Genomic DNA, 20,680 nt, shown 5'->3' on the forward strand with positions numbered 1-20,680 from the left:
CTGCAAAATAACAATGTTCATATTTTTATGAAATATCTATATAATGAGTAAAAAGCAGATTTAAATTTATAAATTATGCTTGGAGACATAGCTTTATCTAATCCTAGAGCTATATTTTCTATATTTTTATCAATTCCTTTATTATATATTTTCAATTCATTTTCAAAAATCATAGGTAAATCCTTTGCATTTACCCTCCAATCTAAAAAATTAAGTGCACTGGTACGTGCATTTACCTTATGCTCCAACAATACATTTTTATCTTTTATATAAAACTGCATTGCATTTGTTAAAGACTCACTATTACAAATACTCTCAGCCCAATAATAGCCATCTCGCCTTCCTAAATATTTTTCAACATTTACTAATTTCCCATTGTAACCATCTAATACAAATTCATTCATAGGTGGGTTATTGGTAGTTATAGCCGCTAAACCAGAAGCTAATGCTTCTGGTAAGGTTAAACCAATACCATCTAAACGAGAAGGGTATAAATAAACATCTCCTTCATTATATGGAAATGGATCAAAAGTTCCATATTTAAATTCAATTCTTTTATCTACACTTATTAAGCCTTGCCATTCTGGCAAGCAATCATTAAATTTAACTTGACTATATACAATTAATTTACAGTCTCCTTCCACATTATTAAAAGCTTTAATAGCCAATAAAGTACCCCTTCTGTCTAAACTATATTTACCTTGCCAGCCTGCACTAATAATAAAAGTAACTTTTTTATTGTGTGTTTTTATTGGTGCAAACTTATTAACATCTGTTCCCCAAGGTATATAATGGACGTTTTTATGCCAGTTAAAAACCGAATAATGTCTTTTAGTATTGCATATTAAAAAATTGTACAGCCCAAATGCAGGTACTGTTTCTTGGGTATAATAATCTATGTAAGAACCTATACAAAACCCCGCTTTTTTAGCTTCAATAACAGGTTTCCAATAACGTTGTTCATTAAAAAAAAGCACATCAATATTATTGTGCTTAGCCCATTTAATTAAATGAGAAGTATTTACACCATTTGTGTGGTAAGGAGCCCATGAAACTGATTTGTCATCCCATACGCTATCACCAGCCATGTTTTGCCCTCCTCTAGCATAAATAAACACATTATGTGCTTTTGAGAGCACTTCCTTGTATGCTTTTGATACATATCCTCCACCTGCTGGAAACCATGTTGTGACGATTCCTATATTCATAATATATAACTTAATTAATTCTTAATTTTTTTGAATGATTTTGTAGAAATTAAACCTAAAATATCCATAATAATATTTCTTTTAAAAATATACACTAACGTAAAATAAAGAATGGAATAAATTAAAGCAACTACTATAAAAATAAAACAAGTATCACTCTCAAATTGATTCATAATAGAATAACCTAAAATTAAACATAGAGTCCCTATTACAAAATATGGTAAAAAACTAGCTAAATATGCTCTTATATTTGATTCACATATTCTATAAACAATAAATTTCCAATTTGGATAAATAAACAACAAATGCAAGAAAACGAAACTAAATGCAATACCATTGATGCCATATTTACTTCCATATAATATGAATGTTGGATACAATAAAAATGTAATTAGATTCCAATAAAATGCGATATTAGCCTTACCCTTTGACAATAAAAGTGAACCGGCTGGGTTACCAATTGATTTTAACAAAAATCCAATAGCTAGAATTTGAACTATAGGAATAGCTTCTACCCAAACTTCACCAAACATTAAAACTACAATTGGCTGAGCGAATAGTGCAATAAGTAAATAAATTGGTGTATTAACTAAAGTAAGATAACTTACTGTTTTAAGATAAACCTCTCTTAGTTTTTTAGTATCCTCACTAATTTTAGACATTACTGGAAAAGTAACTTTTGTAATAACAGGGTTGATAATAGTTGATGGCTTACTCACCAAGTTTTTAGCAACATTATAGACACCTAACACTTCTACCCCAAGTAATTTCCCAATTAAAATAGTATCGAATTGAGTACCAAAGTAATTCATTGCTTTTTCTGCCATTTGATACATCCCAAAACTTAAAAACTCTTGTATATCTACTCTACTAAAATACAATTTGGGTTTATAAATATTTTTTCCATAATACATAAAAAGAATTGTACTAAGTGTAGCATAAATAATTACTCCATAAGCTAAAGAAAAAACGCCTAAATTATAATATGCCATTATAATTGTTGCAATAAACGAAACAAATCTTGAAACCGTTTGTACAATTGTTATTTTACTGAAATTTAATTCTTTTTGAAGTAAAATCATAAATTGCTGACCAAATGGTTGAATTACAAAGGTTACTCCAACTAATTTAATTAAATTAGTTAGTTGTGGTGAATCATAAAATACCGCTATATATGGTGCGATAATTAAAATAATTAAAAATAAAACAATACCAACAGCGATATTAAGCCAATACAGTGTAGTTAATTGGTTTTCTGAAACTTTTTGTTTATAAATAATGGCATTTGAGATACCCATATCTATAAACATACTAGAAAAGCCAATTACAACCATTACAATTGCCATTAATCCAAAATCTGTTGGGTTTAATAGCCTAGCTAAAATAGCAAGTTGTACTATTTGTAGTATAGCATTAAAAACAGAGCCAAACGTCGTCCATTTAACTCCTTTTATTGTTTTATCCTTTAAGGTCATCTATGTTAATTAAGTATTCTACTATCCTTTTACATGCCTTCCCATCGCCATAAGGATTATGTAAACCACTCATTTTTTGATAATGCATTGCATCATTTAGTAGAATAGTAGTTTCTGCTACTATTTTTTCTGAATCCGTTCCTACTAAAATTACAGTCCCTGCATCAACAGCTTCTGGTCTTTCCGTAGTATCACGCATCACCAATACTGGCTTTCCTAAACTTGGCGCTTCCTCTTGTACCCCTCCACTATCTGTAATAATTAAATACGATTTATTCATTAGCCACACAAAAGCTGGGTAGGATAAAGGTACTATTAAATAAATATTTGAAATGCTTTCTAGCAATTCATAAACAGGTTTTTGGACATTAGGGTTCAAATGCACTGGGTATATTATTTGTGTGTTGGGATTTTCTTCAGCAATTTGTTTTAACGCCTTACAAATATTAATAAATCCTTGCCCATGATTTTCTCTACGATGCCCAGTAACTAAAATTAACTTTTTATTTTTATATACAAGTTGTTTTAAATTTTCAATTTCAGAGTCATAAACACTATCTAATTTTGAAACGCTCTCTAACAACGCATCAATTACTGTATTTCCTGTTACAACAATATTTTCATCTTTAATATTTTCTAACAATAAATTTACTTTAGAAGCTTTGGTTGGTGCAAAATGAATATCTGATATTCTACCCGTAATTTGTCGGTTCATTTCTTCAGGGAAAGGAGACCACTTATTATTAGTTCTTAAACCAGCTTCCACATGACATACCTTTGCTCCTGAATAATACGCTGCAATACTTGAGGCCATTGTTGTAGTTGTGTCTCCGTGGACAAACACATAATCAGGTTTAAAATCTTCTAAAATAGGTTTTAAACCATTAATAATATCACCTGTTAATGAATATAAGTTTTGATTTGGTTTCATTAAATCCAGGTCAAAATCGGCTTTAATTTCAAAAAAATCTAGTACTTGGTCTAACATTTCTCTATGTTGCGCAGTAATGCAAACCTTCGTTTCAAAATTATCTTTAAATTTTTGAAACTCTTTTACTAAAGGGGCCATTTTTATTGCCTCTGGTCTTGTTCCAAATATAATTAAGTTCTTTTTCATTTTCTATAATTTTTACTTACAGATTTTTTCAACACTAAAATTAGTAATATATTATAACCTCCAACTTGGGTTTTCAACTATTCCTTTGATATCGATAATTACGGGGTTGTCATTTGAAATATTTATATAATCAGCTTCTGTTAATGCTTTGAATTGTTTATGAGCAACAGCAACAACAATGGCATCGTATTTTTTTGACTCTTTAAAAGGATTTGCCACAACACCATGTGTATAACTTTTTTTATCTTCTTTAGGATCTACCCAAGGATCATAAACATCAACTTTACAGCCAAATGATTTTAATTCTTCAATAATATCTACCACTTTTGTATTTCGCATATCAGGGCAGTCTTCTTTAAAAGTAACCCCTAATATCAAAATATTGGCATCTTTAATTTTTTTATCGCTGGCTATCATCACTTTAATGGTTTGGTTGGCAATATATTTCCCCATACCATTGTTAATTTGACGAGCGCCTAAAATTAAATTAGGTTTATAACCAAGTTCTTCTGCTTTGTATGTTAAGTAATAAGGATCTACTCCAATACAATGCCCACCAACCAAACCAGGTGTTAATTTTATAAAATTCCATTTGGTGGCAGCCGCCTCTAACACTTCATTGGTATCAATATTCATGGTGTCAAATATCAATGCCAACTCATTGATTAAGGCAATATTTACATCACGTTGTGTATTTTCAATGACTTTACTTGCTTCAGCAACTTTTATGCTTGAAGCTTTGTGTGTACCTGCAGCAATAATAGATTTATAAAGTGCATCTACCTTATCTGCAATTTCAGGTGTTGAACCTGAAGTTACTTTTAATATTTTGGTAACCGTATGGTTTTTATCTCCTGGATTGATACGCTCTGGTGAATAGCCACAGTAAAAATCTTTATTAAATTGAAAACCTGAAACTTGTTCTAATTCTTTTACGCACACTTCCTCAGTTACCCCTGGATAAACGGTAGATTCATAGATAACCAAATCTCCTTGTTTTAAAATACCACCAATCATTTGAGATGATTTTATAAGGGGTGTTAAATCTGGGCGGTTACTTTTATCAATTGGCGTAGGAACTGTAACAATAAATATATTACAATCTGCGATTCCATCTGTGTTTGAAGCGTAGCTAATTTTATTTTTAATTTCGCACAATTGATTTGAATCTAATTCTAAGGTTCTATCTACCCCATTACTTAATTCTTCAATACGTTCTTCATTGATATCAAAACCAACCACATTGAATCCTTTTTGTGCAAAAGCATGTACTAAAGGCAAACCAACATACCCCAACCCTATAATCGCTATTTTATCTTTCATATTTGTTACTAATAATGATTTATTCAAAAAATAAAAGTAATGTAGCCTTTATCTTTAATTACTTTTTTTTATACTTTAATTTTAAATCGCTATAATTACTCCGCTTGTTTCAAAATTTCATGACCTGCTTTTAGCAAATCAACATCTTTTTTCATTAACAACACATCACTTTGCATCATGTCTTGTACTAAGGCTTTTAAGTCGTATTCAGGTACCCAGCCTAATTTTTCTTTTGCTTTTGAAGGGTCTCCAATTAATAAATCTACTTCTGTTGGTCGGAAATAAGATGGGTCAACGGAAAGGACTTCTTGGCCTATAACCGGTTGCTTCCGATTGGCAGATCCTGAAACAAGTTCAGGATGACGTTGTTGGGTTCTCGATACACCTTCGCTTTGCTCCGGCACTCGAACTGACGAATTTGTTGCTTGGTTGTATTTTTCTTGGTTGATACTTTTTACAACGGCGGTTTCGTTTACGCCCGCTCCTTTAAATTCTAGTTCAATACCTACTTCTTCAAAAGCTAGGCGTACAAAGTCGCGTACTGTTGTGGTAACTCCTGTTGCTATGACCCAATCTTCAGCTTTGTCTGCTTGTAGTAGCATCCACATCATACGTACATAATCTTTGGCGTGCCCCCAATCACGTTTGGCTTCTAAATTCCCTAGGTACATTTTTTCTTGTAAACCTAAGGCTATTTTTGCCACAGCACGGGTAATTTTACGGGTCACAAACGTTTCCCCTCTTCTTGGAGATTCGTGGTTAAATAAAATTCCGTTACACGCAAACATATCATAAGCTTCACGGTAATTCTTGGTAATCCAAAAACCATAAATTTTAGCAACTCCATAAGGTGAACGTGGATAAAATGGAGAGTTTTCATCATAAAAACCTCTTTCATTTTTATTCTCTGCCATCCCTCCATACAATTCAGAAGTGGAAGCCTGGTAAATACGTGTCTTTTTTTCCAAGCCTAAAATACGTACCGCTTCTAATATTCTCAAGGTTCCCAATCCATCAACATTACCTACATATTCAGGCGTGTCAAAAGAAACAGCTACGTGACTCATTGCTCCTAGATTGTATATCTCATCTGGTTGTGCTTCTTGGATGATACGGGTTAGATTCATAGAATCGGTTAAATCTCCGTAGTGTAATTTCAACCGTTGATCAGGATCGTGTGGATCTTGGTATAAATGATCTATCCTGTCGGTGTTAAACAAAGAAGATCTTCTCTTAATACCATGTACCATATACCCCTTTTCCAACAAAAGTTCTGCTAAATAAGATCCATCTTGACCTGTAATTCCTGTGATTAATGCTACTTTTTTCATATTTATTTGTTCGATGTTGGTTGTTTGTTCGTGAACAAAATCAACTTTCAAATTTACTTTTTTTATTGACTAAAACTTAGACATAGACTAAGACTTTTTTTATTGACTAAAACTTAGACATAGACTAAGACTTTTTTTTACTAATACGTAAACTAAAACTAAGACTTTTTTATTGACTAAAACTTAGACATCGTTTTGGTTTTGGTTTTGGTATTTGTCTTTATTTACTTAATACTTTTTTTCTTAATCCGAATATTCTTTTTTGTAAACTTATTATATTTTTTAATAGCTCATCAAAATTAAGTTGAGAACTATACTTTCTTTTATTGGCTATTCTCAATTGAGTTTCGAGTTCAAAACAGGAACCTAAACTAATTTCTAAAAACCTTGCAAAATCTTTTTGAGAAGTTCGCCCTCCCCGCCATCTGGCTCGTTCTCTAAAAAAGTCCACTGGACTTTTTCTTAACGTTCCGTCCTCTCTGCAATATTTGAAGGAATTGAAACTGCTGAACGCGTAATCTGAGAACTCAATGAATATTTTTCTTCAGAAGGAAAATTATCAACCATTGTATAAATAGCATCAACCATGTTCATACTATCAATCCACACATCATATTCCCTAAAATTTCTCATTGCCTTGGTCTTCGTCTTAGTCTTTGTTTTCGTTTTTGTTTTTGTTTTGGTCTTAGTTTTTACTTCTCGTTTCTATTCAACAGATTACTTCGTCGTACCCTCCTCGTAATGACGGTTCACTCTTTACTCTTCACTGCTGAGCCTGCGAAGCAACTTCTCACTTCTCACTTCTCACTTCTATGCTACAGATCCCCATCAAGCTGAAGATGTCACACTGAGCTTGTCGAAGTGTTGTTTCAGCATCTCATCTTTTATACTTCCAATCAAAAGATTACTTCGTCGTACCCTCCTCGTAATGACGGTTCACTCTTTACTCTTCACTGCTGAGCCTGCGAAGCAACTTCTCACTTCTCACTTCTCACTTCTCACTTCTCACTTCTCACTTCTCACTTCTCACTTCTCACTTCTCACTTCTCACTTCTCACTTCTATGCTACAGATCCCCAGTCAAACATAGGATGACGGTTCGTCTTAGTCTTTGTCTTCGTTTTGGTCTTCCTCTTTATTTTCCTCCACTTACATTTTCACTTCTTTAAACGCTTCTATATTTTTTAAAAACCAATCATAGGTCTTATTTAATCCTTCATCTAAACTGGTACGTGCTTGCCAACCTTCATTTTTTAGTTTAGACACATCCATTAATTTTCTTGGTGTACCATCTGGCATTGCACTATTCCAAACAATTTCACCTGTATGCCCAACAACTTTTTGAATTTTTTCAGCTAAGGCTTTGATGGTTAAATCGCTTCCACAGCCTACATTGTACAAATGTTCAGTTAGTTTGTGTTCAAATGCAAAACAAACTGCTTCAGCCATATCATCTACAAATAAAAATTCTCGCATAGGCGTTCCTGATCCCCATAGTTCAACGGGTGTATTGCCATTTTCTTTTGCTTCGTGAAATTTACGCAGCATTGCTGGCAAGACGTGTGATGTTTTTAAATCGAAATTGTCATGTGTGCCGTATAAATTAGTAGGCATTAAACTAACATAATCTAAACCATATTGTTTACGAATGGCTTCACAAGCTTTTACACCTGAAATTTTTGCAATAGCATACCATTCATTGGTAGGTTCTAAACTTCCGGTTAATAAGGCTTTTTCTTTTAAGGGTTGTGCTGCTAATTTTGGATAAATACAAGAACTTCCTAAAAAAATAAATTTCTGAATACCTGTTTCAAAAGAGCCATTGATTAAGTTGTTTTGAATCAACATATTATCCATCAAAAACTGGTATGGATACGTGTTATTTGCTAAAATACCTCCAACTCTGGCGGCGGCATCAATAACAACTTCTACCTGTTCACTCTTTAAAAAATCGTTGACATCTGCTTGATTTCGTAAATCTAACTCTTTACTGGTTCTTCCAACTAAATTGGTATAGCCTTTACTTTGAAGATTTCTCCAAATGGCACTGCCTACCATTCCTCTATGGCCAGCAATGTATATTTTTGAGTCTTTATTCATAATATAAATTGACAGATTGTCAATAGTTTAGTTACGCAAATTTTGATTGCAAATATAACCTTTCTTTTAAATTAAGAAGAAGGATTTTGGATTAAATTGGGGGTTAGATGTTAGAAGTGAGAAGTGAGAAGTGAGAAGTGAGAAGTGAGAAGTGAGAAGTGAGAAGTGAGAAGTGAGAAGTGAGAAGTGAGAAGTTAGAAGTTAGAAGTTAGAAGTTAGAAGTTATAAGTTATAAGTTATAAGTTAGATATTAGGTATTAGATTTGTACAATGGCTTCGCTGGCTCAGTATTTAGAACTAAAAAACCGTCATTCCCAACTTGATTTGGAATCTTTTGCATTGGTGTTTAAATGTAAAAGACCTCCAGTCAGGCTGAAGGTGACGATGAAATGAAACTTTCATTTCAGTGAAAACGGGAATCTTTGGCTTTGGAGCTCAAAACAACTTTATTCTTTTTTGCATTGCCCAAAAAAGAACCAAAAAAGTCTAGTCTGATGAAGATTTCTTTAAAATTCAATCCTCAAAAAAGACATGCGCTGAACTCGCTGTGCTCAAACAGCACCGCCTGTTTTCTTTTTCTTCGGAAGTATTTTCTACAGAAATATTCATAGGACATCCAAAAAAACCGTCATTCCCAACCCTCTACCCTCTGCTGAGCGGATTCGAAATGTTGATTAGGAATCTTTTGCATTGGTGTTTAAATGTAAAAGACCTCCAGTCAAGCTGAAGGTGACGATGAAATGAAACTTTCATTTCAGTGAAAATGGGAATCTTTGGCTTTGAAGTTCAAAACAACTTTATTCTTTTTTGCATTGCCCAAAAAATAACCAAAAAAATCTAGTCTGATTTTATTTTTCTACAAACCTACTTAAAAAACGTTACCCACCAATTCCAGACCGCTACGCTCTTTGGAAAACCCGCCATCCAGCGCTACATTTTTTAGTTGTTTGTAACGAAAAATTAAATAGGACACTTCTTTGATATTAGTGGATTTAGGGATTAACTTTTGAGCCAGTGAAATAGTTTCATACTTCTTACCGATTATTACACACCCCTAGCCCTTCTCAAGAGGGAAATGAATTTGAACCACAAAACAAACAGATTTCCAGTCAAGCTGGAAATGAGGTATGTTTTGAACTGTCTTTGCGAGGGCGTTTATAAAGTGCAACGATATAAACAACTGCGGCAATCTCAATGTAATAGAACGTAATTAACCTTTGAAATAACAAACTAACAAATTACATTTAATTGTTTTTCTTCCTTCTTTTCCATTGATGAAAAGAACCAAAAATCTAGGCTTACGAAATAAGTACTAAATTTATTACTTGAAGGCTAAATTTTAGGAACTCACTACGTTAATTGTTGTAAATTTGTTGCATACGTGGTGTTCAAACAACCTAAAATTTTACGCCTTCTGCACTGCAAATTTTACGTCCTTTTTTCGATAGGCCGTTTAATTTAAATAATTTGCTGTAGTTACTTTTCAATTACCTCTTTTTTTATTGAAACTTCGCAACAAAATATAAGTTTAGTAGAAACGGTTGGGTGTAACGAAAAATTAAATAGGACAGTTTTCAAAACATCCTTTTTCAAAACGACTATTTACTTTTGGTGGGACTCTTTTTGTAAGAATAGTGCAGCCAAAGCTCAGAGATTCAGCGACTGCAAGGAGCGCTGAGTTTGGCAAACGGTGCTTGCAATTCCTACAAGGCTGGAGTGTTAAAAAATGTTTGAGAAACATTTTAACGATCAGGCCGGGGTGCGCTAGGGCTTCTTTGGTTGTCCAACGCGCCACCTGGCTCCATCGCTAAAAACAGTTACTAACTGTTTTCTGAACGCTAGGCCCTGGGCAATCAAAGAAATGAACAGAAAATATCTTTCTTATTCTTTTTTTCATCGATAAAAAAAGAACCAAAAAAATCTAGTCTGATTTTATTTTTCTACAAGCCTACCTAAAAAATGTTATCCACCATTTCCAGACCGCTGCGCTCTTTGGAAAACCCTCCATCCAACGCTACATTTTTTAGTTGTTTGCAACGAAAAATTAAATAGGACACTTCTTTGTTTTATTTTCTAATTTGCTTTTGATTCATAAAATAAATGTTATTATAAGCCTATTGAAAAATAGACTCCCTTTAGGGCTGGGGAGAAACTATTTTTCAAATTAATTAGTGGTTAGTAGCTACTAAATAATTAAAAATGAATGATTAATACCTGTTGTGTGATTTAAAAATTTTTCATTGTTACCAAAATTTGGTAAATTTGAGTGAAATTTAATAAAAATGGGAAAAAACACATCAATATCAATCGGTAATCATTTTGAGGAATTTATTCAAAATGAGATTAAATCTGGAAAATATGGTTCTGCAAGTGAAGTTATTCGTTCTGCTTTGAGACTTCTTGAAAGAGAAGAAAGAAAAGAAAGAGCACTAATTAAAGCTCTAGAAATTGGAGAAAAAAGTGGGTTTGTTGAAAATTTCAATCCAAAAGAACATTTGAAAGAATTACACCGTAAACACTTATGAGTAAAAATAAATATCGCATAAGTGAACAGGCTATAAATGACTTGAATGACATTTGGATTTACACATTAAATAAATGGTCTAAAGAACAAGCTGATAGATATTACGATTTGATAATTAGCGAAATTGAGTTTATTTCTGGGAATTTTTTGACTGGAAAATCAGCGGAGCAAACTCGAAAAAATTATAGAGTGACTAAAATAAAATCACATTTAATTTTTTATAGAAAAATAGAAAACAACATTGTAGAAATAGTAAGAATTTTACATCAAAGAATGGATCTCAAAAAACGAATTGATTAAAAAACTACACACTACAACTCATAAAGTTTGTGCTTACATTTAAACTAAATAACGAACCATCAAACATTCAACAAACAATTTGCTACGTCCCAAAATCTCCGATTTTCCAGTCGCACAAATCTTATAAAAGCTCAATCACATCCAATGCTCAATTTTATGTGATTTCTCATTGCATTCGAAATGACAAAATATATGTCATTTTCAGCTTGATTACTCACTTTTTTTTATTTTAAGCTAAAGAGTTCGTGAATCTTCGATTTGGGAATCTTTGGCTTTGGAGTTTAAAACAACTTTATTCTATTTTGCATTGCCCAAAAATGAAATCGACATTAGGAGATTCACGAACACTTCATAAAATAATAAATGGGTGAGCTAACCAAAAATCTAGTCTGATTTTATTTTTCTACAAACCTACTTAAAAAACGTTATCCACCATTTCCAGACCGCTGCGCTCTTTGGAAAACCCTCCATCCAACGCTACATTTTTTAGTTGGTTGCAACGAAAAATTAAATAGGACACTTCTTTGATATTAGTGGATTTGGGATTAACTTTTGAGCCAGTGAAATAGTTTCATACTTCTTACCGATTATTACACACCCCTAGCCCTTCTCAAGGGGGAAATGAATTTGAACCACAAAACAAACAGATTTCCAGTCAAGCTGGAAATGAGGTATGCTTTGAACCGTCTTTGCGAGGGCGTTTATAAAGTGCAACGATATAAACAACTGTGGCAATCTCAATGTAATAGAACGTAATTAACCTTTGAAATAACAAACTAACAAATTACATTTAATTGTTTTTCTTGTTCTTTTCCATTGATGAAAAGAACCAAAAATCTAGGCTTACGAAATAAGTACTAAATTTATTGCTTGAAGGCTAAATTTTAGGAACTCACTACGTTAATTGTTGTAAATTTGTTGCATACGTGGTGTTCAAACAGCCTAAAATTTTACGCCTTCTGCACTGCAAATTTTATGTCCTTTTTTCGATAGGCCGTTTAATTTAAATAATTTGCTATAGTTACTTTTCAATTACCTCTTTTTTTATTGAAACTTCGCAACAAAATATAAGTTTAGTAGAAACGGTTGGGTGTAACGAAAAATTAAATAGGACAACTCTTTGTTGAAAATTGCCTATTTGCTTTTGATTCATAAAATAAATGTTATTATAAGCCTATTGAAAAATAGACTCCCTTTAGGGCTGGGGAAAAATTATTTTTCAAATTGATCTATCATAATTTGGATGTGGGTGGTTGACTGTTAGCTATAAATTTTTTAACCGCTATTTACCAAGATTTTCCAAAAACAATATAGAATGCAAAATCTTTACCATTACCCCATGCAAAGTCGGTTCCCATATCTACACCAAGTTTGCGCGCTATTTGATATCTAAAACCTGTACCTACAGTATATGCCCAATCTGTCTCTCCAAAATCCTTGAATTCTGAAAATGCTTTACCTCCACCAAAAAATCCTAATACAGACCAACGTTTGTATATATTGTAGTTCCATTCGGTTTCTGCTACTAAGGTATTGTCTCCCTGGTATCGCATAGCCGGCACACCACGTAAGCTAACAAATGGATAGGCATAAAATGGTGCATCTCCAATCAAATAACTACCCTGAAAGCGCCAAGATGATCTTAGCCTATCCACTATAGGTACATAACCAAAAAAATCTGTTGACAAGGTGCTGAAATCATCTGATGAACCCAACCACTCTGCACTATAACTCATTGCTATTTGCGCTTTAACCCCTTTGGTAGGCGTAAAGGTATTATTTAGATTGTCGAAGGTGATTGTTGGTTTTATTGAACTAATCTTTGAATTGACATTTAACCTTTTTAGTATCGCATTTATTATCGGTCGGTTAGGAATGGTATCAAAGGAAACATTTCCGTTGAAATACATATACGTTGCACCTGCGTAAAATTTTGATTTCCCCAGCCTGGCTTCAGCTTGCTGCATAAATACCCAAGAATCTAACTTAATTCCTATTGGATTGCCATCTAAAATAGGACTGTTATTTCCGTAGTATTTAATATTCACATTAGGTTTAAAAATCGCTGTGATGGTACGAACACGGTTTTCACCAAAAATATGACTATGAAAAGCACCTGCCCCCCAGGTTTTATTTTCAGTATACAACCCAACAACACCTGATACGCTTGGTGGTACATAGGTTTCATATTTTTTCTTGCGCTTATGAAAATACAACAGGGCCAATCCACCCCCATAACCAACTGCGGGCTCTGTTATTGGAATTACAATAGGCAATACCCCATTTGCCTCCAATAAAAATTGACTCAAGTCAAAAGCCCCATCCTCAGGATCACGAAAGCTTAACTTTTTTTTGGTTTTTAGACTATCCTGTTGTGCTATTGTTATTTGAGTAAATAAGCAAGTAAACAAAAAAAATAAAATTAGTTTTAGTTTCATATCAATTAAATTTATCAACGTCCAAACGACTCCCCAATTCTGAAATAAATCCCCCAATCATCTTTTCCAAGGGCAGCATCCAGACCTATATTAATACGCATTTTTTCAATGACCATGTATCGTACTCCAACTCCTCCCCCTGGTAAAAAAGGAGCATTGTCTATATCTCCAAGTGTTTCAACTGCAGTAGCTAACCCAAAAAAGGCAACAGCTCCAAATTTGTTTTGAAAACGGTGACGATATTCTGCTTGTAGTGCGTATACCTGGTTTTCACGATAACGCCCTTTTGTGTAACCTCGAATATCGTCTTGACCAACTACGTTCTGCCCTTGAAAAGGGACATCACCAGTTGCAATGGCTGCATGAAAACGCGCAGCAATAATATCATTTGAAGATTTGATAGGAATAAATTGATTGTACGTAATATTGTACGATTCGAATTTATTATCACTCCCTATCCAATCCCTATAAAAATTATTTTTAAAAGAAATGTTGTAACCTTTGTACGGATTTATCTGATCATCACGCTCATCAAAGTTTAAGGTATAACCTAAAGAGTTCATACTGCGATAACTTGTCACTAGTTCGGGAGGAATAAAATCAGGTAGATCATACGTTAGTTTAGACTTTGAATAGATACCTACCAAACCGAAATATAGTTTTCCAATAACTTTACGTTCTACTTTAAGCATAACAAAATCTGCTTTTGTATTAAATCCCACAAAACCACCTCCAAAAATGGGGATTTCCTGAAAGTATTGATAATTTATATTTCCAGCTCCAAGGGCTGCTAAAATACGCCAGCGATCTTCATTGAGATACAAGCGTTGAAACAAAGTTCCAAACCAAGTGCCATTTGTGGTATACATTCCAAAAACCCCTGATGAAGACACAGGGGAAATAGAATCCGTTTTGCTTACCTTATAGAAAACTCGTCCCATAGCGCCCAAACTAAACCCAGTGGCATTGCTATAATTAACTACTGGAATGGCTGCAAAATTTACTTTTTTATCAGTTTTTTCTTTTTCTTGAGCATTAACAGTTAAACAAAATAACAAATACACAAAAATGGTGATGGTAATCTTAATTTTTATAATTTCTTTCAATACTTTTGATATTATAAACATTCAATCTTAGTTACAGCTGTAAACCAGACAAATAATTTTTCCCTTTAAATCCAAAACGGTATCCCAAACCAACAACTATTTGACTTCTACTTCCAAAATTGTATATACTAGTTAAAGTGTATCGCTTATTAAATTGAAAATTAAAACCAACATTCATACTCCAAGGCGAAATAAATTCCTTATTAAACTGATAATGAAGATCTACAGGTTTGTCGTCTGAAAGCCAATTGGCAACGCCACTGTAAATAGGTTCTAAAACTTCTTGTTCTCTATCCGTCAAATTATCATACCAACCATTTAATCCTTCTAAGGCCTTTTCTTTATCAGACGTACTAATTAGTCCTAATTTTCCACTACCTGCTTTGTTAATGCCAAGATATTGCGCCCCTACAAGAATTGCTAAATTTCTAACTGGGTTTCTAAATTTGATTAAATAACCTGTCCTTCCAGCAAAAAAAATAGATTTATTTGGCTGATCTAAATTTGATAACTTAGTCCAAACCATACCAAAATCTGCTGACACTATCATTGGCCCAACAGCACCTCCTAAAACAGCACCCCAACCATACGCTAGACCACTATTTTTTTTAGTATTGAATTCCATTTCAAAAGGAAGCCCCAATTGTACATTTGTTTGTGAACTAATATTCCCCACTATACCATAAAGATTTAAGAAAGGTAATAACCAAAAATCATAACGTAAGGTATAAGCACTTACATCTGAACTAATTTTCTTAAATCGAGCAATACCATCAATAGGCAAAAGTTCATCCTCACTAAACCCCACATAAGCATCACTTAGTAGGATGTCCTGTTTGGAAGCTGCATAGGTAAATGAAATTCCATTAGGATAAGGAATATCAAATCCCATTTTCCTGATTTTTTCTCCCATGATAGGTAAATGCCACTCATAGGGCGTTCTTTTTAGGCTATCGCGATAAGATTCAAGCCTATCCGAAATTGACAAGTTCGTTATTTGACCATAGGTCATTGTAAAAGAGGCTATTATAAATATAGCACTGGCTATAATTTTTTTAATGTTATTAGTCATGGCTTAATATTATAGATAATTCTTTAAAATTGTTTGCAATTATTACTTTTTCCCAAGTAGCTTTATAAATTAAAAGTGAGATGATTGCTGATACACGACCTTCTGTTATCACATCCTCAACAATACCTGTATTTACAATAGCTTTTATTATATTTTGGGCTACATCTTTCACGTTGCTCTCTTGTATAGATTGCAATACAGGAAGAAGTGCTTGTGTAATTGCTTCCTTAGTAACATTGTCTTTAATAATATCTAAATTAAGGATTAACTCTGCTAAATAACCAGCGACAACTTCAGCATTGAGCTTTGTGATTTCTTCCAAAAGCGGAAGTATTAAATTTTTAACCGATTCAGCGGTTATATTTTCAGTAATAAAATTATTCAAAGCTGATGCAATTCTTAAAGCAGTTGCATTAGGATCTAAATTATTAAGAATCGGACTTAACAAATCTCTAATTTCAATATAAAGTACTTCAGAGATCTCATCTTTAAAACCTAATAGCCATTCTGCAAGTGTTGTACCAGCTGTCTCAGGATCTATCGTTTGTAAGAATTGAATTGCGGCTCCAAAAGTATTATTTATATTTTCAGTCGTTAAGAATTGTGATAAGATAATATTGGCTACATCTTTTGCTGCCTGCTCAGGACCTGTAACAGCAATCACTGGTTTAATCGCTATGTATGCTAACTTGATGGTGTTTTGCATACTTTCATAGTTGGGAGACAAATTAAGATCAGGAAAAACTTGATTAAGACCATTGATCAAGTTTTCAATACTTGCTGTGGTTTCTGTTGCCAACGCTCCCATTTGAAAAATGGATGTTTCATCTATACGAGTTGTAAAAGGTAACAATCCATCAGAAATTGTTGTTTCATTGATAAAGACATCTTCAACTACTGTTGTCAACTTACCTGAAATAACATCTATTTGTGCTTCATCTAAACGTGTAAATTCAGTCCAAGCGCTCACAAGTATCGGCTGTACATTATTTTCATTAAACACATCCGAAAAGAGGTCTGAAATTAAGGTTGCAATAGCTTCAGAAACAGCTTCAGAGTTGATGGCTATTTGCTCAATATAAGGAAGAATGAAATCATTAATCTGTTCTTCAGAAAGCTGTTCGTCTATAAGTTGAATCACCTTGTTTGCAATAGCTTCAGCAACTGCATCCTTATCAATATTAGAAATATTCTCTAATTGAGTTAAAATTAATTCTGTTAAAAGTGGATGCCATTCAACTTGCTCAAGGGCATTTCTAATTTCAGTAGCTAATAAATCTGCTAATTCGTCTGGATCTATTTCATTTATAAATTCTAGTTTTCCTGCTATTGCAGAAACCACCACATCATTAATTAAGGTTTGTAAGGCTTCATTGTTAAACAAAAGGTCGGCAATAAAGTCACCTACTTTAGTTGGAGTTCCATTGGCTACCTGATCAACAAGCTTATCATTTATTTTTTTTATAATATTTTCAGCAGTTTCCTCTGTAGCTATCAATGACATTTCCTTGGCATTGGCATCATAAATGTACTTATAATTTACATTCTCTGCCGCGTTAATTCTTATGGTTCTTTCATTAAAAACAAAATAAGTACCTATTGCTTCTTCTAAAAGCAAGTCTATTTGACCATTTTTAGTAATGATAGTACCATCCTCTTTAAATTCTACTTCATATTTCCGCATATCTGAAGCATCAAAAACCATATCATCTAGATCATAAATACCAGCACTCAAAATAGCATTAGTTGCGTTGAACAATACAGGAGGTGGAATGTCATCATTGCGAAGTTCAAATTTGAATTGCTCAAGGTTCCAGGTATTTGATGTGAGTATGTCCTTCGTTTCATCTACTGCTTTTATTACGCTATCTTCAGGTGTTTCACAAGAAAAAAGTAATATCATTGCAAGCGCAGCGATAAAAGTAAATTTTGTTTTCATAAAAGTATTATTAAAATTGTTAAATTTTATGTGTTTTATTAAATATAAATATATTTTTATGTTCTTATTTTAAAAGAATTTAATAGTTTCAAATTTTTAAGAAATCAATAATTTCCGATACCATTTTTTATTAAAAATCAAATTTCGCCATGGTTTGTATTCTTCCCGCATTCCCAAAGGCATCATTATTAGTTCTTTGTGCTCCCCACATATATTCAGCACCTATAGAAAAGTTTTTTCCATACTTATAAATAAGGTTTAGATGTCCGATACCTCCCCTTTTTAAGGCGAAAGGTGCTCTTGAATCTGGAGCATCTAACCAGCCATAGGCATAATTAATATTAGACTCTAATTTAGGATGCCATCTATGCATAAAACCTGCCATTAAAGCTGCTGCAGGCATTGGGTCAAGTTCTCCTTGAGCGTTTAAAACAGCGTTGGAATTACTGCTAGCAAAAGCAATAATGTTGTTTCCATAAGCTTTACCATAGCTAAAATTATACGTGAAATAATTATTATCTCCAATATATTGTCTACCGGCCACTACAAAATCATATTGAAGTGTTTGATCTTTAGGACCAGTAGCTCCACCATCCCAACGTAATTGTGCAATACTAGACCCCAAAAATAAGACACCTGTTTTCCACCTGTAATCAAACCTTAATGCCAACAAAGGCAATTGCACAGAAGCCTGACCTGATAAATTATTCGGATTTTCGATACCTAGATTAGATAAATACTCTAGACCAATGGACATTTTTAACTTATCATTCAATTGGTTTTGATATCTTATTTGTGCTGATCTCCCTCCAAAGAGTGCGTCCCCTGCAGCAAAATCAATCATAAAGGCCATCGACTCCAAAAAAGATAGCGTTGTCCAAGTTTGCCCAATAATAAAATCTCCAGCTGAAATATAAGCGTGTCTCAATCTAAATTGGTTTCCCTCTGAAAAAAAATCCCCTTCAATAAATAAATGTATGGGTAACTTCTTGTCTGAAAAACGTCTTAAATCTATATGAATCCTAGTTTCTTTAACAAAGAAAGAAAGGTAGCCCTCATTATCATATTCTGGTTGTCCTTCTACAGGAATTGTAGACATTAAAAACTGAGTTTTATCTAAAGTTCCGTCCATATCATAAAGAAAATCGGCTTTTAAATACCCTCCTATTTTCATTCTAAAATCTGTCCCAAACATGGGCCAAGATCCCGGGAAATCAGAACTTACTAAATGTTCTCTGGCGGTTTTCAAGACTTGTTCTCTTAAATCACTTTCAGGAGTTACTAGTTGCTTATTTATGCTGTCATTTTCGGTTTCATTTTGCGCTTGAATAACCTGACATAGCAATAACAGTACGATAAAAGTTAGCTTTATTTTCAATTTAAATGTGTTTTTCATTAATTAATTGTGTTTTACAACTCATTTTCTCAATGTTTAAATCTTGTAATATCTACCAATTGAATGGTAGCAACTAGATACATATTATTAGTTAACGCATTCGCAGTTAAAGATACTTTTAAAGGGATGGTCATTTTTTCTGTATCCACAATGTTTCTTTTTAATGAAACACCAATATCATAGAAACCTGCTTTACTTCATTAAAAAAAATTCCTAAATTAGAACTTCTTTTTGTTTTGACATTTTTATGTGCGTTATATTCAGTGTTTAAAAATCTTACCCCCTTAATTACTCTACCAAGGCAAAGGTACAACTGGTGCAAATGTAAATCTAACTTGGTGTTTTGGGCCAAATGCATCAGGAGATGCAACATAATACCAGTATTGTAATCCCATTCTAACAGGCATTTTACCAAACTTTAATACTTTTTGTACACCTGTTCCTAACGGTAAGGTAAACTTATTTCCTTTTGTACCATTATAATTGTACGAATAGGTTGGTGAAGCTGCTACTTGCCACCCTTTTTTTAAGTTTACAGTATAAAAATATTGACCAGCTGTTACACTGGCACTTTTAGTGTTATTATTTGCCGCAGCAAAAGCATCATGTACAAAAACAGTTGAAGAACTCAAATCCGGGTCACTTGGACTACCAACACCAATAGCTTGACTTACCATAACACCTACTGCTCCAAAACTAGTTAACTTGGCTACCATAATTTCTGGTCCTAAAGTTACCTGACTTGATCTTAACGCCTTATCTGAAGCTGTTGGAAAACCTCCAAAAACACCAATTAATGTAATCCACTTAGAAGGCCAGGTTTTACCAATGGCAATGTCAGCACTAATATTTCCAAAGGCTCCTTTGTTTTCAAAGCCATTTGCTCCAAGAACAGGTTGAGATAAAAACACAGGAATTAATGGTCTTACATATAAATTAATCCCTTCTGAAATAGATATAGGTAAAGATGGTTGAAAACTTAATACAAATCCATTTTGATTAGCATCGGGTAAATCACCACCATAATTAACATAATCAATAGGAAAAAGCATTTGCCCCAATGTAGCGTTAGGGTTGGCTAGCTCTTTTGCTAAGGATGCAGCATCATCTTGTGGTGCTCCGTTATCTGTATCTTGGGCATTCATAACAAAAAGCGACATTATAAATTGCAATGCAATTAGCGCTATTACATTTCGTTTGTTTTTTAAATCAATCATAATTCTATTTTTTTAGTTTGAATAAGTTTAATTTTATTTCCAACCTATCCAAATTTTGAAAGGAAATTTTAGTAGTATCAGGTATCGTTTTAAATTTTAATTGTTATTGTACGTTTTTTTACTTTACCTTAATTT

Annotated in this window: 16 protein-coding genes; 2 read left to right on the forward strand and 14 right to left on the reverse strand. The window is 33.2% G+C overall.

Going from position 1 to position 20,680, the window contains the following annotated elements; all coding sequences use genetic code 11:
- Positions 1–17: 17 nt before the first annotated feature.
- The 8 genes from CHB67_RS15595 to CHB67_RS15630 all read right to left on the reverse strand — a co-directional run bounded on the left by CHB67_RS15595 (position 18) and on the right by CHB67_RS15630 (position 8,553).
- Positions 18–1,208, reverse strand: coding sequence for a glycosyltransferase family 4 protein (locus CHB67_RS15595; RefSeq protein WP_089382733.1), 1,191 nt, complete (start codon positions 1,206–1,208; stop codon positions 18–20).
- A 14-nt stretch (positions 1,209–1,222) separates the two neighbouring features.
- Positions 1,223–2,683, reverse strand: coding sequence for an MOP flippase family protein (locus CHB67_RS15600; RefSeq protein WP_089382734.1), 1,461 nt, complete (start codon positions 2,681–2,683; stop codon positions 1,223–1,225).
- The gene (gene wecB, locus CHB67_RS15605; RefSeq protein WP_089382735.1) at positions 2,667–3,800 is read right to left on the reverse strand and encodes a non-hydrolyzing UDP-N-acetylglucosamine 2-epimerase; all 1,134 of its coding nucleotides are present in this window, start codon (positions 3,798–3,800) and stop codon (positions 2,667–2,669) included. The genes CHB67_RS15600 and wecB overlap by 17 nt, the downstream gene beginning before the upstream one ends.
- Before the next feature lie 51 nt (positions 3,801–3,851).
- Complete coding sequence (locus CHB67_RS15610; RefSeq protein WP_089382736.1) at positions 3,852–5,123, reverse strand: nucleotide sugar dehydrogenase; 1,272 nt, start codon at positions 5,121–5,123, stop codon at positions 3,852–3,854.
- Positions 5,124–5,218: 95 nt separating this feature from the next.
- Complete coding sequence (gmd, locus tag CHB67_RS15615) at positions 5,219–6,454, reverse strand: GDP-mannose 4,6-dehydratase (RefSeq protein WP_089382838.1); 1,236 nt, start codon at positions 6,452–6,454, stop codon at positions 5,219–5,221.
- Positions 6,455–6,674: 220 nt separating this feature from the next.
- Entirely contained in the window at positions 6,675–6,905 is a 231-nt protein-coding gene (locus CHB67_RS17485) for a four helix bundle protein (protein ID WP_176461304.1), read from the reverse strand.
- Between the two features lie 11 nt (positions 6,906–6,916).
- Entirely contained in the window at positions 6,917–7,087 is a 171-nt protein-coding gene (locus tag CHB67_RS17410) for a four helix bundle protein (RefSeq protein ID WP_089382738.1), read from the reverse strand.
- Positions 7,088–7,602: 515 nt separating this feature from the next.
- Entirely contained in the window at positions 7,603–8,553 is a 951-nt protein-coding gene (locus CHB67_RS15630) for a GDP-L-fucose synthase family protein (RefSeq protein WP_089382739.1), read from the reverse strand.
- A gap of 2,282 nt (positions 8,554–10,835) precedes the next feature.
- On the opposite strand from CHB67_RS15630, the gene CHB67_RS15635 reads away from it, so the two are divergent.
- Positions 10,836–11,078 carry a type II toxin-antitoxin system ParD family antitoxin gene (locus CHB67_RS15635; RefSeq protein WP_089382740.1) on the forward strand — a complete coding sequence of 81 codons (243 nt, stop codon included), beginning with the start codon at positions 10,836–10,838 and terminating at the stop codon, positions 11,076–11,078.
- On the forward strand, positions 11,075–11,377 hold the full coding sequence (locus tag CHB67_RS15640) for a type II toxin-antitoxin system RelE/ParE family toxin (protein ID WP_089382741.1): 303 nt from the start codon (positions 11,075–11,077) through the stop codon (positions 11,375–11,377). The genes CHB67_RS15635 and CHB67_RS15640 overlap by 4 nt, the downstream gene beginning before the upstream one ends.
- Positions 11,378–12,663: 1,286 nt before the next feature.
- On the opposite strand, the gene CHB67_RS15645 is transcribed toward CHB67_RS15640, so the two are convergent.
- The 6 genes from CHB67_RS15645 to CHB67_RS15670 all read right to left on the reverse strand — a co-directional run bounded on the left by CHB67_RS15645 (position 12,664) and on the right by CHB67_RS15670 (position 20,545).
- Positions 12,664–13,815 carry a BamA/TamA family outer membrane protein gene (locus CHB67_RS15645; RefSeq protein WP_089382742.1) on the reverse strand — a complete coding sequence of 384 codons (1,152 nt, stop codon included), beginning with the start codon at positions 13,813–13,815 and terminating at the stop codon, positions 12,664–12,666.
- A gap of 14 nt (positions 13,816–13,829) precedes the next feature.
- Positions 13,830–14,942: a BamA/TamA family outer membrane protein gene (locus tag CHB67_RS15650; protein ID WP_089382743.1), complete on the reverse strand. Its 1,113-nt coding sequence runs from the start codon at positions 14,940–14,942 to the stop codon at positions 13,830–13,832.
- A gap of 10 nt (positions 14,943–14,952) precedes the next feature.
- Positions 14,953–15,993: a hypothetical protein gene (locus CHB67_RS15655; protein ID WP_089382744.1), complete on the reverse strand. Its 1,041-nt coding sequence runs from the start codon at positions 15,991–15,993 to the stop codon at positions 14,953–14,955.
- Entirely contained in the window at positions 15,986–17,932 is a 1,947-nt protein-coding gene (locus CHB67_RS15660) for a hypothetical protein (protein ID WP_089382745.1), read from the reverse strand. Before CHB67_RS15660 ends, CHB67_RS15655 begins: the two co-directional genes overlap by 8 nt.
- A 130-nt stretch (positions 17,933–18,062) precedes the next feature.
- Entirely contained in the window at positions 18,063–19,328 is a 1,266-nt protein-coding gene (locus CHB67_RS15665; protein WP_089382746.1) for a DcaP family trimeric outer membrane transporter, read from the reverse strand.
- Between the two features lie 293 nt (positions 19,329–19,621).
- Positions 19,622–20,545, reverse strand: coding sequence for a hypothetical protein (locus CHB67_RS15670; RefSeq protein ID WP_089382747.1), 924 nt, complete (start codon positions 20,543–20,545; stop codon positions 19,622–19,624).
- Positions 20,546–20,680: the final 135 nt, after the last annotated feature.

Origin of the sequence: Lutibacter agarilyticus (genome assembly GCF_900188235.1) — a bacterium.
In the GTDB taxonomy this organism is placed as follows: domain Bacteria; phylum Bacteroidota; class Bacteroidia; order Flavobacteriales; family Flavobacteriaceae; genus Lutibacter; species Lutibacter agarilyticus.